Raw genomic sequence first — 13,767 nt, 5'->3', positions numbered from 1 at the left:
GTCACAAGTTGAAGCGCTCCGAACCATCAACAGGACGGCAATTGAAATTGCAAGATCATAAACTCGGGGTGAAGTAAGTGAGAATGTAAAATGGCTAAAGCAAGTAAATATGTATCTAAGCAGCCAGATGAAAATGGCGTTATTGCTTGGACAGATGAAGAGAACCAAATTTGGTCAGAGTTAGTTGCACGTCAGCTAGCGTGTATCGAAGGCAAAGCCTGTGATGAATATTTGGCGGGCCTTGAGAAAATTAACTTACCAAAAGACCGCATTCCACAACTAAGTGAATTAAACGAAGCACTAGCGAAAGAAACGGGTTGGCAGGTAGCACCAGTGCCGGCACTGATTGATTTTGATGAGTTCTTTCGATTACTTGCCAACAAACAGTTTCCTGTAGCGACCTTTATTCGCTCAAGAGAAGAATTTGATTACTTGCAAGAACCAGATATCTTCCATGAGATTTTTGGCCACTGTGCAATGCTAACAAACCCAGCATTCGCCGAGTTTACACACAAGTATGGTCAGCTAGGCTATGCCGCTGAGAAGAAAGATCGCGTATACCTTGCACGCTTATACTGGTTTACCGTCGAGTTCGGTTTAATGCAAACTGAGCAAGGTCTACGTATCTATGGTGGCGGTGTGCTGTCAAGCCCAGGTGAGACTCAATATGTTTACTCTGACAAACCAGAAATTAATCCGCTTAAAGTGTTAGATGTGTTACGTACACCTTATCGCATCGACATTATGCAACCTGTTTACTATACAATTAACTCAATCAACGACTTATTTGAGATCTCTAAAATGGATATCATGTCGCAGGTTGAACAAGCAAAAGAGCTAGGGTTATTTGAACCTAAGTTTCCGCCAAAAGAAAAACTAGCAAGTTAAGGAATTATCAATGTCTGATTTAAGTGCACAAAAATGTGAAGCGTGTCGTGCGGATGCGCCTAAAGTATCAGATGAAGAACTAGCGGTTCTGATCAAACAGATCCCTGATTGGGTACCTGAGGTACGCGATGGTATTATGCAGCTTGAGCGTGTTTACAAGTTTAAAAACTTTAAACAAGCAATTGCGTTCACAAACAAGGTGGGCGATATGGCTGAAGAAGAAGGCCATCACCCAGGTTTACTTACCGAATGGGGTAAAGTGACGGTAACGTGGTGGAGCCACTCTATCAAAGGTCTTCATAAAAACGATTTTATTTGTGCCGCTAAAACTGACGAAGTATTCGCAGCACAGTAGGTCGACATTTATGTCGACAAATATCGACAACCCCATGTCATATTTCGACCTACAAAATAAAAACGGCGCTAAACAAGCGCCGTTTTTATTCATCATTTAGGATAAAAGCCAAGAAAACGTTCGTCTTTTCATTTTCCAAGCAAATACAACTAGCGTTAGCAGACATAGATTAATCTATTTTTATCCCACCCTCAGGCTACGTAAACGTAGGGCTAATTATGCCATTAGTCCACAAGATAGCGGTTGCAGCAAGAATGATGACTAACAGCACTAGGCCACAAGTCACAACCGAGCTGGCATAAATAAAACCGCGCTCTTCAGGAATATGCATAAGAATAGGCACGCCCGTATAAAGCAGATAAACGGAGTACGCCAGTGCAACCATCCCAACCGATACGACAAACCAAAGCTCAGGATAAAATGCCGCAAATGCCGACATAAACATTGGTGTTGCCGTGTAAGCCGATAACTCTAGAGTCTGTGTATAGGTCGGTGTTGAGCCAAAAGTGATGGCCATCCAGTGGGCGAGATACGCCAGAATAAAGACGCCTGCAATTAATGCGCAGTACATTGCAACACCAATTAATATTGCCGACTCATGAGTTAAATAGACAGCATCCCCAGTACCAACACTCCAGCCTAAGTAGACCGAAGAATAATACCCCATAATGCTTGGGATCAGCGCAACAAGTGCAATATGTGACAAACTGTAAAACATACTTTCGTGACGGTTATCAATTGTTTGCCACTCTTCGTGCGGGTGAGCATATAAGCCCCATAGATGATTAAAGATCATAGTTAGCCCCTCAAATATAGGTTTGTACTATTTTTGTACAATTCAATTAAGTTATGAGAGATGAGTTAATTTTTGTCAAGAAAATGTAGTTGAATAGCAATATTACTATTTTCAGAATGATCTAAAACTTCTTGGGGAATAGCCTTGTGGTGCACCTTGCAGCGAGAAGTTATGATAAAATGGCGCAAACACATTAGTCTTTTGTTGTTATGTTAGAAAAGTACACAGATTTACTTGCGCCTATTAACCAATTTTTAGGTTGTGAAACCCCGCAAGCTTGGATTGAAAAAGCAAAACAAAGCGAGCACTTACCATTGTTGCTTATCGATCATATGCATTGTGAGTTAAAAGCGGCACAAAGCGCGGCCTTCTTAATTCGTAAATATGCAATAGATGATGCGTCTGCAAAAACATTGTTAAGTTGGTTGCAACCTTACGAAGATTTTATTTATCGCAGTGTTGGTGATGGCGAGTTTTCAGGCAGTAAAAATGAATTGATTGGTGAGTTAACTGCACGACCTGAATATGCTTACAATCAAGATATCTTGAGTAAGATGGTGAGGCTTATCAAAGAAGAGCTACATCACTTTGAACAGGTGCTAGAAATCATAAGGGCACGTGATATTCCCGTTGAGTACGTACAAGCATCTCGCTATGCGTCTGGAATGATCAAACACATTCGCACTTATGAACCCGCAGCTCTGGTTGATAAACTGATCATTGGTGCTTACATTGAGGCTCGTTCATGTGAACGTTTCGCTAAACTTGCGCCACACTTAGATCAAGAAATTGCTAAGTTTTATGTGTCGCTATTGCGCTCTGAAGCTAGACATTACCAAGACTATATTGATTTGGCGCATCAAGTTGCCAACGCAACCAATCCTAAGCGCTGTGATGTAGCTGGGCGCATTAAACTATTTCAGCAAGTGGAAAACGAGCTTATCAGCTCACCGGACCCCGATTTCAAGTTTCACTCAGGTGCGCCTATTTAAGCACTAAATTTATTCAAAAGGATGGCAAAGGAGCTGCTGTTTACCACTTTCGTCAACGACGATATATGAGCTTTGTGAATACCAATCGCCAAGCACAGTGCGTACCTTACCATCTTGGTAGGTGTGCACTTTTGGTCTGTGGGTGTGGCCGTGGATCATATTGTCTACGCCATGTTTTGCGAACATGTCTGCCACTGCTTCTTCGGTGACATCTAGAATCTCGAGGGGCTTGCCTTTTTGGTTTTCAATGCTCTTACGTCTTGCATTTGCAGCGACTCTGCGACGATACCAAAGTGGCATAGCAAGCATCAGCCTTGGCCACCACCAGCCGCGGCTCTTCCTGCGAAACTTTTGATAGGCTTCGTCTTGTGTACACATCTCGTCGCCGTGCAAAATCACCGTTGGTGTGCCGTATAGATCTATCACCGCTTGTTCAGGTAGCAAAGTCATTTGGCATTCGTCAGCAAAGGCCTGTTTGATTAAAAAATCACGGTTACCGTGAATAAAAAATACTTGAATGCCGAGGTGACTCAAGCTTCGCAGTTTTTGTGCAATACTCAGGGCGTAGGGGTCTTTTTCATCGTCTCCAATCCACACTTCAAAAAAATCACCCAGAATATATAAAGCGTCGACATCAGCGGTCATATGATGGTCGAGAAAAGCGAAAAATGCGTCGGTGATATCAGTGCGGTGCTCGGTTAAATGCAAGTCGGCGATAAAATAGGTTTTACCCATGGGACCTCAAAACTAATAAGGCCAGCATAAATACTGGCCTTGAATAAAAAGTAGGATATTACTCAGCAACGTATGCTTTTTCGATGATCACATCTTCAAGCGGTACGTCTTGGTGGAAACCAGAAGAACCAGTAGCAACACCTTTAATCTTATTTACTACGTCCATGCCTTCAACAACTTCACCGAATACACAGTAACCCCAACCTTGCGATGTTTCGCTAGAGAAGTTAAGGAAGTCATTGTCGTTAACATTGATAAAAAATTGTGCAGTTGCAGAGTGTGGATCTGGCGTACGTGCCATTGCTAGGGTACCCACTTTGTTTGCAACACCGTTGTTAGCTTCGTTTTTGATCGGTGCTTCAACTGGCTTTTGCTCCATACCCGATGCGAATCCGCCACCTTGAACCATAAAGCCGTCGATTACACGGTGGAAAATAGTACCGTTATAAAACTCGCTGTTTACGTAGTTTAGGAAGTTAGCTACCGTTTCAGGCGCTTTGTCAGCGAAAAGATTAATACGGATTTCGCCGTGATTTGTTTCTAAAACAACCATGTTAGTGTCCATCGTGTTGAATGATAAAATCCTATTTTATATCAACTGGGCTTTTGTGAAAAAGCATTCCTTAAAAATCAGCGTAAAAAATCAAAAAACTGCCGTAATTTGTTATTAAAATCTAGAGGCGCTGCTATGCAGGTGGTATGATTAAAAGCACTTTTGTTAAAAAATGAACCGTACTTAGGAAGAAAACTACATGTTGCAGATTTTCAACACACTCACTCGCCAAAAAGCCCCTTTTAAACCGCTTAAAGAAGGCAAGGTTGATATGTACGTGTGTGGTATCACTATCTATGATTTCTGTCATGTAGGACACGCACGCACTTACGTTTCATTTGACGTAATGAACCGTTATTTACGTTATTTAGGTTATGACGTCACGTATGTGCGTAATATTACTGACGTGGATGACAAAATCATTAAACGCGCCGCGGAAAACAAAGAGTCGATTAATGATCTAACCGTTCGCATGACCAAAGCCATGCATGAAGACTTTACTGCGTTGAATATGCTACCTGCGGATATTGAGCCGACGGTAACAGGGCATATGGACGAAATCATCGAGATGATCGCGCGCTTGATTGAAAAAGGCCATGCTTACGTTGCGAAGGATGGGGATGTATTGTTTGATGTCTCAACGTTTGAGCAATATGGTCAGTTATCTCAGCAGGATTTAGAAATGCTACAAGCGGGCGCACGCGTTGAGGTCGCACAAGACAAAGATGATCCACTCGACTTTGTATTGTGGAAGAAAGCCAAAGCGGGTGAGCCAGCGTGGCAATCTCCGTGGGGCGAAGGTCGTCCGGGTTGGCACATTGAATGTAGCGCAATGAGTTCAAAGCATTTGGGTGAATTTTTTGATATTCACGGTGGGGGTTCAGATTTGCAATTCCCGCACCATGAAAACGAGATTGCCCAATCTTGCTGCGCAAATAATGGCCGTTATGTGAACACCTGGATCCACACCGGCATGGTACAAGTTAACAAAGAGAAAATGTCTAAGTCTCTTGGCAATTTCTTTACCGTACGTGAAGTGCTAAAAGCTTTTGATAGAGAAACAGTACGCTATTTCTTGATCAATGGTCATTATCGTAGCCAGCTAAACTATTCACAAGAAAACCTTGAACAAGCACGTTCGTCGCTTGAGCGTATTTACACTGCACTACGTGGCGTTGAGCTGGTGGAAGTCGAGCTTAAAGGTAATGTTTACGCTGAACGTTTTGAGACAGCAATGAACGACGACTTTAACACGCCAGAAGCACTGCCAGTGATTTTTGAATTATCAAAAGAAGTGAATCGCTTAAAAGAGAGTGACGCAGAAGCTGCAGGTGAGCATGCATTTATTCTTGTGAAACTCGCGGAAGTCTTAGGTATTGCGCAGCAAGACCCTGAATCTTTCTTACAAGGTGAACAAGACGACGACGAAGTAGCGCAAATCGAAGCATTGATTGAAAAGCGCCGCAGCGCTCGCGAAAATAAAGATTGGGCTGCAGCGGATGAAGCGCGTGATGCGCTAACTGCCTTAGGCGTTGTGTTAGAAGATAGCGCGGGCAAAACAACTTGGCGTAAAGCTTAACCTTCTTGGTACCAACACGATACGCAAATAAAAATGCCTTCACATCAATCGGTGTGAAGGCATTTTTATTTATAACACTATTATTATTTTTAAGGCGTTAATGTCGCCTTAAACTCAGGTGCTTTGCGTGCATTAGTCAACTGTTCGAAAGCATAGGCAAGCTTGATTAATTTCGCTTCGCTATAAGCCTCAGCGAAGAAAGAAATACCCAGCGGTAGCTCGTGATGAAAACCCATCGGTACGGTAATGCTTGGATATCCTGCAATCGCCGCGGGAGATGACGACGAGGCTGAGAAGTTATCACCGTTAATGATATCGATACTCCAAGCTGGGGTATTCGTTGGTGCGATAAATGCGTCAAGGCGATGTTCTTGTATTATTTTATCAATGCCTTGTTGGCGGGCAAATTTTTTAACCAAAGCTTGGGCTTCTTGATATCGGTGTTCTGTGATATCGCCTTTCTTTGCTGCTTCCTCTATCAAATATTGATCAAAGTACTTAATGGTGGAGGGATGTTGCTGGTTGAATTGGATGAGCTGGTTTAGGTTTTTTACTTTTACCTGCTCTGGTGTCTTGGCAAGGTAAGCATTGAGATCATGTTTAAAGTCATAGAGCAAAATATCCAATTCGGCGGAGCCTAAAGCTTCCAGCTCAGGTAAGTCTAACCCTTCAATTATTTCTGCGCCATTTGCTTTCATGGTTGCAACGGCTTTTGCAAATACCGCTTGAACTGCTGGTGGAAACTGACCTAGATGACTGGTGATAGCAATTCGTTTGCCTTTGAAACTGGCAGTATTTAAGCCTTGGGTAAAATCAATCGGCTGTTTTGCATCGCTAACGATAGCATTGAGCAATAAGGCGGCGCCCATCACCGATTTTGCCATAGGGCCAGCGCTATCTTGGCTATGACTAATAGGAACAATGCCTTCACCAGAAACCAAACCGACAGTCGGTTTAATACCTACAACGCCATTATGTGCTGAAGGACAAACAATAGAACCGTCAGTTTCCGTGCCAATAGCGAGCAGTGCAAGACCTGCGGAGACGGCAACAGCAGAGCCGGAACTTGAACCACATGGTGTTCTGTCTAACACATACGGGTTTTTGGTTTGACCACCGAGCGTGCTGTAGCCGCTCGAGCTGAAACTTGATTTAAAGTTTGCCCATTCACTTAAATTGGCTTTGCCAAGGATGATAGCGCCGGCTTGTTCTAACTGGATGATAAGCGGCGCAGCTTGGGTTTTGACGTTGTGTTGCAGGGCGAGCGCGCCTGCGGTTGTTGCCATTGGCGCCCTGGTGTCGATATTATCTTTAACAATAACTGGCAGGCCATGAAGTGGCCCTCGATATTTTCCCGCGAGTATTTCGGCATCAAGCTTTTTAGCGTCTTGTAAAGCGTTGGGATTGAGCGTGATCACGGCATTGAGCATAGGGCCACTGTCGTCAAGTTGTGAAATCCTTTTTAAATAAAACTCAGTGAGTTGCGTTGCTGATAAAGTTCGATTTTGTATTTTGGTTTGTGCTTCGAGCGTGGTAAGGTCCGCAAGCGATTGACTATGAGCCGGCAACGCAAGCGCGAGACAAGTGGTTAAAGCGAGTAGGGACTTTTTCATGACGTATTTTACCAATCCGCAGTAGTATTTTTGTTATTTGTTTGTCCTTTATTTAGTCACGAGCCCTGTAAAAGGTCAAGCGAGTAGCTTGAACAAAGCATGATTTAGGCGTCTTTAAAACTTGTATTTTTGCTGCTCGCCACACACACTTAACTTCACGAGATAACAAAAAATATAACCATGATAAAAGCACCAATAGATATAGACGTAGAGATTCCGTGGCTTGACCAAAAGCTATTTTCATTAGGTAAATTTTCATTAGAGGTGGGAGAAGCACTCTCATTTATCGCTGTGATCGTTGCGACTTTGGTGATCTCCAAGATCCTACGACTAGCATTTAATCGTCTCGCGTCAAGACAAGGGGTGATCCAGCATACCTCAGCCTATGTGATAGGCAGGATCATTCACTACATCGTGTTATTTATTGGTCTTATTATTGCTCTGACGGCCTTAGGAATAGAGATCACTGAATTAGCGCTTGTTGCCAGTGCGCTCGGCGTTGGGATTGGCTTAGGCCTACAAGGTCTGGTGAATAACTTTGTCTCAGGTCTGGTGTTACTGCTAGAGAAAACCGTCAAAGTCGGGGACTTTGTGGAGCTGACCAACGGGGTGGTGGGGGAAGTGATAGCCATTCACATGCGCTCAACTTGGATCCGTACAAATGACAACGTCGACCTGCTTATTCCTAACTCGGAAATGGTGTCAAATACAATTACCAATTGGACAATGTCAGATAAATATCGTCGTTTCCGTATTCCTTTTTCGGTGGCCTACGGCAGCGACAAAGAGAAGGTGAAGCGTGCCGCATTGGAAGCGGCCAAAAATGTCCAATATACCTTGAATACGCCGGGGCGAGAAGCAACGGTATGGATGACAGGGTTTGGTGATAGTAGCTTGAATTTCACGCTAGGAGTTTGGGTGCAACCTGAGCAGGTAAAGCGACCAACGGCACTGGTTTCTGATTACCTCTGGGCTATCGATGATGCCTTTCGCAAATATCAAATCGAGATCCCGTTTCCACAGCGCGATCTTCATTTACGCAGTGGCTTTTCTATGGAAAAGCCTGATGAAAACTGAGGGTAGAATAACGGCTAGGGGGCTAGCCGTTAGTGAGTTTACTCACTGAATGATTTTAACCACTCGTTGCGGGAATGGAATTTCGATTTCCGCATTTTTAATCGCGGCAAACACCGCTTTATTCACTTCTAATTTAGTTTCGATAAGTGAAGTCGTAGGCACCCAGTAGCGGTAACTCAATATCACTGCACTGTCGGCAAATTCCTCAATCCCCACCTGCGGCTTAGGGTCTTGACTGACCTTAGCATTATCAGCGAGTACTTGATTGATAAGCGTTAATGCACTTTGATAATCAGCATCATAAGCTATTCCTATTTCACCTTTAACCAGAGAGTTTGCAAATGAGTTATGGAGAATTTCTCCCACCACATGTTTATTCGGGATAGTGATCTCTACTTTGTCTTCGTTGATGAGCGTGGTATGTCCAAGCTCAATCATTTTAACTTGGCCGTTAACCCCTTTGATGCTGATGGTATCGCCAATCACAAATGGGCGGGTAGCAATGATGGCAAGCCCTGCGCCATAGTTTGCCAGCATACCTTGCAGCGCAAGACCAGCACCTAAAGACGCGGCACCGATGGCGGCAACAAATGGTGTAATACTGATGCCAACCTTGCCAAGAGAAATAATCACAAACATGGCAATGATAAGCACTTTGATCACATTGCCAATAAAGTTGGTTAAAGCAGGATCGATATTGTGTTTTAGCATCAAGTTTTCAGTCGCTTTAGACAGCTTTCTTGATAACCACAAACCGAGAAGGAAGATGAATATCGCAGCGAGCAATTGGAAACTGTACGTCACCAGATACTCTCGAATAATGTTGTAATAGTGTTCTATTTGCTCGATTTCTTGATTGATCACAGTCGTATCCCGAGTTATTAAATTAGAGTAGCCAACCAATGATAAAACAAAGGCACCCAAAGTGCAGTTATCATGGCGGTAATTGTCATCGCCGCTGAAGCAAAAGCGCCAGCCATGGGGTGATGCTCTATCGCTGCGGCTGTGCCTATCGCATGGCAAGCAACACCAAGCGCAGTGCCTTTCGCTTGCATATGGTCAACTTTACACCAGTGCAAGATATGTAGTCCAAACACGCCACCAAATACACCAATTAGTATCACCATAATCGCTGCAATAGCGGGGATCCCTCCGAGATAATCACTAATGAGTAAGGTGATTGGTGTTGTAACCGACAGGGCCGCCATTGAAGCTGAGAGCTGCGGATCGGCTGCAAAAAACTGGCAGATAAGAAAAGCGCTTAACGTAGACAGTGAAACACCCAACCAACTGGTTAAGCACAATGCAAAAAATACCGGTTTAATTTGGTGAAATTGTTTATACAAAGGGTAAGCGAGTGCAACGACAGCTGGCTCTAACAAGTAATGAATTGGTAGCGTTGCTTGTTGATATACCTTGTAGTCGAATTTCGTGAACAGTAGAAATGCCGAAATGGCCAAAATGCAGATCAGCACAGGGTTTAATATCGGTAAGGAGATACGCTGATATAGTTTGCGTGCACTAAAAAATAACAGCACAGTGAGCGCTGACGCCATAATCATATTAATCACGAAACTTGATGCTCTTAATGATAGGGCTTAACAATACAAGACTTATTGTTGGCACACCAACTAGCAATAACAGTAGCATAAGCCAGTGGGATTGAAACAAACTGAGATGCTCTACCAAGCCCACTCCCGCTGGAATAAAAAACAGCGCCATATATTTTAAAATGGGCTCTGCTGCGGGGGCTAACCATTCTACTTTAATGATTTTTGTGGCAAGGAGTATGACAAGAAACACCATGCCAAGTAGGGCGGCAGGGATCTGTAAAGCACTAAGCTGAATAATCCATTTAGCGCTGAAGAGACACGCCAAAATGATGGCAAAGCCTAGTGCAAATCGTAATATCAACTTCGCTCTGTGTACCATTAAATGTAAATCCTCAGCACTGCAATGGCGCTAACATGTATGATGCCTAATTGTACGCTTTCGTATTGCGATGGCCATTATACTTTGGGCAAACAAGCATTCAACCTAGCGTTACCACTTCATGCGAGGCAAAAATGGCTTTTTATTCTCATCAGCTACAGAGGCATTCTTCATCGCAATTTTGGTATTTTTAGCGGCGAGCAATTTAATTTGTGACCACGTTTCTAACCACAATAGTATACGTGCGGGCTGGTTGTAGGCTCGATTATACACTTTCTTAATTGCTGCAATGGCATCTGGCGAGCGTGCGCTAAATTGAGAGAGTAACTCTGAGAGTCTAGCGTCAACATCATCACAGATCTCGGTAATGAGACCGTCCTTTAGTGCTTGCTGGGCGTCTATTCGCTGTGCATGGACTGTCATTAGCAATGCCTTATCCTTGTTCATTGTGGCAGGCAAAAGTAAGCTGCCGCCCATGTCAGGGCAAAGTCCCCATTTGGCTTCCATAATGGCAAACTGCGCACTGCTGTCGGCTAAACGAATATCTGCGCCTAATGCAATATGACAGCCTCCACCTAAACAATTACCTGTGATCTTGGCAATGACAGGAACTGGCAAAGTTTGCCAGCCGAGTACGACTCTTTGTACCAAGTTAGCATTGCCAGGTAACCATTTTTTCAGTAGCTTGATGATCCCAGAAGGTTTATTCAGCACGCTTTTTACATCTAGACCAGCACAAAAATGTGCGCCTTCACCTTGGAGAACGACAGCCCTAATTGATTTGCTTTTTCTAATTTTCTTTATCGCATTATCTAAACCAACAAACATGTCAACAGATAGCGCGTTTTGTTTTTCTGGTCGAGATAAGGTCACAAATGCGATGTTGTTCGCTTCGGAAAATAAAATCATGATGAGATGCTCCCTGCGGGTTTTGTGCGATAGTTTTAGAGTAATAACTTAAAAGCGACGTAACATTCAACTTTTACCGATAATTTGTTCGTCATTTAGCGTTATTTTCTGTTTGATTATCGCGACTATGTATTTATGTTTTACCTCATTTTGCTATCATTGCGCCAACTTTAAAACAACAGGCTAGCGTCCATGACAGCGAGACTTTGTAGCATCGAAGAAGCCACTCACCAAGCATATGATATCTTCCTTGAGTTGGCCCCGGATAATCTTGAAGAACACGATATTAATATGTTCAACGAACATCGCGAAGAGCGTGGCTTCATTGAAGAAAGTGAGCCGGACGAGAGTTGGTCGAGCATCACTGCGTATGAACAAGAAGCAGAACCAGAGCATTTCGCACAGGTTTTGGTTGGTATCGAGTTTGATGACTCGGATCAGGTGTACGCAAAAATCTTGATTAGCAGAGATTTAGATGCACCGTTTTGTCATATCATATGGAAGCAATAACCGGAAAGTAGTTGCCAGTGCCGTTTTTTAGAACTTTCGCCTTATTTGCAATTGGCTTGGTTTCGCTACCAAGCTTAGCTACGGATCCATTCGAAGATTTTCACGAATATGGCAAAATGCCCGATGACGAAATTCATCAAAAACACAAGGGCGAAATGCTGTACGGCGACGTTGAATTTGGCTTTATCGTTAACAAAGGTAATACGCAAAATACGTCATTTAAGTTTAAAAGTAACCTTTACCAAGATTTCCCCAAGTGGCGTAATCAATTTAAATTTAATGGCCTTTATCGCCGCGAGCAAAATACAGAAACAGACGTTGAAGATGTCTCAGCGTCGCGCTATTTTGGCTCTGCGCAAGGTAACTACAAGCTAGGAGACGATAACGCTTCGTTCTTTATGTACGGTGACTATGAGCGTGACAGGTTTAACGGCAAGGAATATACCACGACATTTGCGCTCGGTTATGGCAATCGTGTGTACGAGGGACGAAAGAATACTGTAGATATCGACGTTGGTCCCGGTATGTCCATTTCTCGTGTGGATAACGAAATCGAGCTTGAACCGGAAGAAGATAGAACCGAGCAAGGCCAGCTTTTGCGTATGGCATTGCAGTGGGAAAGAAACGTTTCAAAGCGTACCCGCTTTAATCAAGACGTCAGTTTTGAGCAATCGCTGTCAGGTTTAAACTCCCGATTGTTTGCTGAGTCTGCGCTAGTCACACAAGTGATTGGCGGGATTGCGCTGAAGTTTGCGTTTATTTACCGTTATAATTCGCAGCCAGAAAATGAAAAAGAAAAGGTAGACACCGAACTTGGTGCTACATTAGTTTACAGCTTTGATTAAGAAGACTATCGATGTATAAAAATACACAGTTTGCATGGGTTATATGGCTGTTTCTAGCCTTTATCGCCAGTTTTACCATATTGGCAATTTTCCTAGCTGGTAGCAATCTCGCCTTTGTTGGCTTTTTGGTGATCCTCGCGCTTGTTGCGTTTATTTTTTACGGCTTAACCATTCAAGTGAACCAAGAGCAACAAACGTTAAGCTGGTGGTTTGGACCGTCGGTCGCCAAAATGACCTTAAAGTTTGACGATATCGATTATGTTCAGCCTGTGACTAATTCTCTACGTCATGGCATTGGCATGCGGATCAGTACAGACGGTTGGGTATACACAGTTGCTGGATTCAAGGCACTCGAAGTGGTGATGAAGGACGGCACTAAATATCGCTTAGGAACTAATGACCAAGCTAACTTGGTTACGGCAATGGAAAGTAAACTTAAACAAGAAAAAAGCGCTGAATGATCAGCGCTTTTTATTAGTAACTCGACTAATCTTAGTGGTCGTGACCACAACCGCCTTCGCCATGAACGTGGCCGTGGGCAACTTCTTCTGCTGTTGCTTCACGTACTTCAAGCACTTCAACGTCAAAATTCAGTGTGATCCCAGAAAGTGGGTGGTTCGCGTCAACAATGACTTCTTCGTCTTCGATACCAATGATCACAACGATTTGGTCGCCTTCGTCGGTGGTAGCTCTAAATTGCATACCCACTTCGATTTCCATGCCTTCAAACATTGACTTAGGAACAGCTTGAGTCAATTCGTCAAAGCGCTCACCATAACCTTCTTGTGGCTCTATGGTCACACTGAAAGTGTCACCAGCTTGTTTGCCTTGTAGGGCATCATCAAGACCTGGGATCAGATAACCTGAGCCAAGCATCGCTATCACAGGCTCATCATCAAATGTGCTATCAATCGTGTTGTTGTCTTTGTCTTGAACTGAGTAGTGGATTGTCACTACCGAGTTAGGGCCAATAATCATATAAG

Annotated in this window: 17 protein-coding genes; 8 read left to right on the top strand and 9 right to left on the bottom strand. The window is 43.5% G+C overall.

Going from position 1 to position 13,767, the window contains the following annotated elements; translation table 11 throughout:
- The first annotated feature begins 90 nt into the window (after positions 1-90).
- Both phhA and MHN32_RS02815 read left to right on the top strand, forming a co-directional pair.
- Positions 91-888 carry a phenylalanine 4-monooxygenase gene (phhA, locus tag MHN32_RS02820; protein WP_010371198.1) on the top strand — a complete coding sequence of 266 codons (798 nt, stop codon included), beginning with the start codon at positions 91-93 and terminating at the stop codon, positions 886-888.
- Between the two features lie 10 nt (positions 889-898).
- Entirely contained in the window at positions 899-1,243 is a 345-nt protein-coding gene (locus tag MHN32_RS02815) for a 4a-hydroxytetrahydrobiopterin dehydratase (protein ID WP_010606741.1), read from the top strand.
- Positions 1,244-1,439: 196 nt separating this feature from the next.
- Here MHN32_RS02815 and MHN32_RS02810 read toward each other — a convergent pair whose 3' ends face one another.
- Positions 1,440-2,039 (bottom strand): Yip1 family protein, encoded by a 600-nt coding sequence (locus MHN32_RS02810; RefSeq protein WP_010606742.1) that lies wholly within the window; start codon positions 2,037-2,039, stop codon positions 1,440-1,442.
- Between the two features lie 209 nt (positions 2,040-2,248).
- Here MHN32_RS02810 and miaE point away from each other — a divergent pair, with 209 nt between their 5' ends.
- Positions 2,249-3,031, top strand: a complete 783-nt coding sequence (gene miaE / locus MHN32_RS02805; RefSeq protein WP_239420842.1) for a tRNA isopentenyl-2-thiomethyl-A-37 hydroxylase MiaE — start codon at positions 2,249-2,251, stop codon at positions 3,029-3,031.
- 9 nt (positions 3,032-3,040) lie between these two features.
- Here miaE and MHN32_RS02800 read toward each other — a convergent pair whose 3' ends face one another.
- Together MHN32_RS02800 and MHN32_RS02795 are read right to left on the bottom strand one after the other, a co-directional pair.
- The gene (locus tag MHN32_RS02800) at positions 3,041-3,766 is read right to left on the bottom strand and encodes a UDP-2,3-diacylglucosamine diphosphatase (protein WP_239420841.1); all 726 of its coding nucleotides are present in this window, start codon (positions 3,764-3,766) and stop codon (positions 3,041-3,043) included.
- A 58-nt stretch (positions 3,767-3,824) separates the two neighbouring features.
- The gene (locus tag MHN32_RS02795; RefSeq protein ID WP_010371206.1) at positions 3,825-4,319 is read right to left on the bottom strand and encodes a peptidylprolyl isomerase; all 495 of its coding nucleotides are present in this window, start codon (positions 4,317-4,319) and stop codon (positions 3,825-3,827) included.
- A 199-nt stretch (positions 4,320-4,518) separates the two neighbouring features.
- Here MHN32_RS02795 and cysS point away from each other — a divergent pair, with 199 nt between their 5' ends.
- Complete coding sequence (gene cysS / locus MHN32_RS02790) at positions 4,519-5,898, top strand: cysteine--tRNA ligase (protein ID WP_102057128.1); 1,380 nt, start codon at positions 4,519-4,521, stop codon at positions 5,896-5,898.
- Positions 5,899-5,987: 89 nt separating this feature from the next.
- On the opposite strand, the gene MHN32_RS02785 is transcribed toward cysS, so the two are convergent.
- Complete coding sequence (locus MHN32_RS02785) at positions 5,988-7,511, bottom strand: amidase (RefSeq protein ID WP_239420840.1); 1,524 nt, start codon at positions 7,509-7,511, stop codon at positions 5,988-5,990.
- Between the two features lie 180 nt (positions 7,512-7,691).
- Here MHN32_RS02785 and MHN32_RS02780 point away from each other — a divergent pair, with 180 nt between their 5' ends.
- Positions 7,692-8,588: a mechanosensitive ion channel domain-containing protein gene (locus MHN32_RS02780; protein WP_239420839.1), complete on the top strand. Its 897-nt coding sequence runs from the start codon at positions 7,692-7,694 to the stop codon at positions 8,586-8,588.
- Positions 8,589-8,630: 42 nt separating this feature from the next.
- On the opposite strand, the gene MHN32_RS02775 is transcribed toward MHN32_RS02780, so the two are convergent.
- From MHN32_RS02775 to MHN32_RS02760, 4 genes are all read right to left on the bottom strand, one after another.
- Positions 8,631-9,452, bottom strand: coding sequence for a mechanosensitive ion channel domain-containing protein (locus MHN32_RS02775; protein WP_069018686.1), 822 nt, complete (start codon positions 9,450-9,452; stop codon positions 8,631-8,633).
- Between the two features lie 17 nt (positions 9,453-9,469).
- Complete coding sequence (locus MHN32_RS02770) at positions 9,470-10,150, bottom strand: LrgB family protein (RefSeq protein ID WP_211200811.1); 681 nt, start codon at positions 10,148-10,150, stop codon at positions 9,470-9,472.
- A gap of 1 nt (position 10,151) precedes the next feature.
- Positions 10,152-10,520, bottom strand: coding sequence for a CidA/LrgA family protein (locus MHN32_RS02765; protein WP_239420838.1), 369 nt, complete (start codon positions 10,518-10,520; stop codon positions 10,152-10,154).
- Positions 10,521-10,631: 111 nt separating this feature from the next.
- On the bottom strand, positions 10,632-11,429 hold the full coding sequence (locus MHN32_RS02760; protein WP_239420837.1) for a crotonase/enoyl-CoA hydratase family protein: 798 nt from the start codon (positions 11,427-11,429) through the stop codon (positions 10,632-10,634).
- A 192-nt stretch (positions 11,430-11,621) separates the two neighbouring features.
- Here MHN32_RS02760 and MHN32_RS02755 point away from each other — a divergent pair, with 192 nt between their 5' ends.
- Genes MHN32_RS02755 through MHN32_RS02745 form a run of 3 tightly spaced genes read left to right on the top strand, consistent with a single transcriptional unit; the run spans position 11,622 to position 13,245 of the window.
- Positions 11,622-11,939: a DUF440 family protein gene (locus MHN32_RS02755; protein ID WP_239420836.1), complete on the top strand. Its 318-nt coding sequence runs from the start codon at positions 11,622-11,624 to the stop codon at positions 11,937-11,939.
- Positions 11,940-11,956: 17 nt separating this feature from the next.
- Positions 11,957-12,784, top strand: coding sequence for a DUF481 domain-containing protein (locus MHN32_RS02750; RefSeq protein ID WP_174170027.1), 828 nt, complete (start codon positions 11,957-11,959; stop codon positions 12,782-12,784).
- Between the two features lie 11 nt (positions 12,785-12,795).
- On the top strand, positions 12,796-13,245 hold the full coding sequence (locus MHN32_RS02745; RefSeq protein ID WP_010606754.1) for a hypothetical protein: 450 nt from the start codon (positions 12,796-12,798) through the stop codon (positions 13,243-13,245).
- A gap of 31 nt (positions 13,246-13,276) precedes the next feature.
- On the opposite strand, the gene MHN32_RS02740 is transcribed toward MHN32_RS02745, so the two are convergent.
- Positions 13,277-13,762 carry a peptidylprolyl isomerase gene (locus MHN32_RS02740; protein ID WP_010606755.1) on the bottom strand — a complete coding sequence of 162 codons (486 nt, stop codon included), beginning with the start codon at positions 13,760-13,762 and terminating at the stop codon, positions 13,277-13,279.
- Between the last annotated feature and the right edge of the window lie 5 nt (positions 13,763-13,767).

It is taken from the genome of Pseudoalteromonas sp. Of11M-6 (assembly GCF_022347905.1).
In the GTDB taxonomy this organism is placed as follows: Bacteria; Pseudomonadota; Gammaproteobacteria; order Enterobacterales; family Alteromonadaceae; genus Pseudoalteromonas.
The sequence above is the reverse complement of the archived record's forward strand: the minus strand, read 5'-3'. Positions and strand labels throughout refer to the sequence as shown.

Bases quoted from the DNA above. Each gene is read 5' to 3' on its own strand.
- phhA (WP_010371198.1), top strand. From the start codon at position 91: ATGGCTAAAGCAAGTAAATATGTATCTAAGCAGCCAGATGAAAATGGC.
- cysS (WP_102057128.1), top strand. From the start codon at position 4,519: ATGTTGCAGATTTTCAACACACTCACTCGCCAAAAAGCCCCTTTTAAA.
- MHN32_RS02800 (WP_239420841.1), bottom strand. From the start codon at position 3,766: ATGGGTAAAACCTATTTTATCGCCGACTTGCATTTAACCGAGCACCGC.
- MHN32_RS02770 (WP_211200811.1), bottom strand. From the start codon at position 10,150: ATGATTATGGCGTCAGCGCTCACTGTGCTGTTATTTTTTAGTGCACGC.
- MHN32_RS02755 (WP_239420836.1), top strand. From the start codon at position 11,622: ATGACAGCGAGACTTTGTAGCATCGAAGAAGCCACTCACCAAGCATAT.
- MHN32_RS02740 (WP_010606755.1), bottom strand. From the start codon at position 13,762: ATGATTATTGGCCCTAACTCGGTAGTGACAATCCACTACTCAGTTCAA.
- MHN32_RS02810 (WP_010606742.1), bottom strand. From the start codon at position 2,039: ATGATCTTTAATCATCTATGGGGCTTATATGCTCACCCGCACGAAGAG.
- MHN32_RS02760 (WP_239420837.1), bottom strand. From the start codon at position 11,429: ATGATTTTATTTTCCGAAGCGAACAACATCGCATTTGTGACCTTATCT.
- MHN32_RS02780 (WP_239420839.1), top strand. From the start codon at position 7,692: ATGATAAAAGCACCAATAGATATAGACGTAGAGATTCCGTGGCTTGAC.
- MHN32_RS02785 (WP_239420840.1), bottom strand. From the start codon at position 7,511: ATGAAAAAGTCCCTACTCGCTTTAACCACTTGTCTCGCGCTTGCGTTG.
- MHN32_RS02745 (WP_010606754.1), top strand. From the start codon at position 12,796: ATGTATAAAAATACACAGTTTGCATGGGTTATATGGCTGTTTCTAGCC.
- MHN32_RS02765 (WP_239420838.1), bottom strand. From the start codon at position 10,520: ATGGTACACAGAGCGAAGTTGATATTACGATTTGCACTAGGCTTTGCC.
- MHN32_RS02795 (WP_010371206.1), bottom strand. From the start codon at position 4,319: ATGGTTGTTTTAGAAACAAATCACGGCGAAATCCGTATTAATCTTTTC.
- miaE (WP_239420842.1), top strand. From the start codon at position 2,249: ATGTTAGAAAAGTACACAGATTTACTTGCGCCTATTAACCAATTTTTA.
- MHN32_RS02815 (WP_010606741.1), top strand. From the start codon at position 899: ATGTCTGATTTAAGTGCACAAAAATGTGAAGCGTGTCGTGCGGATGCG.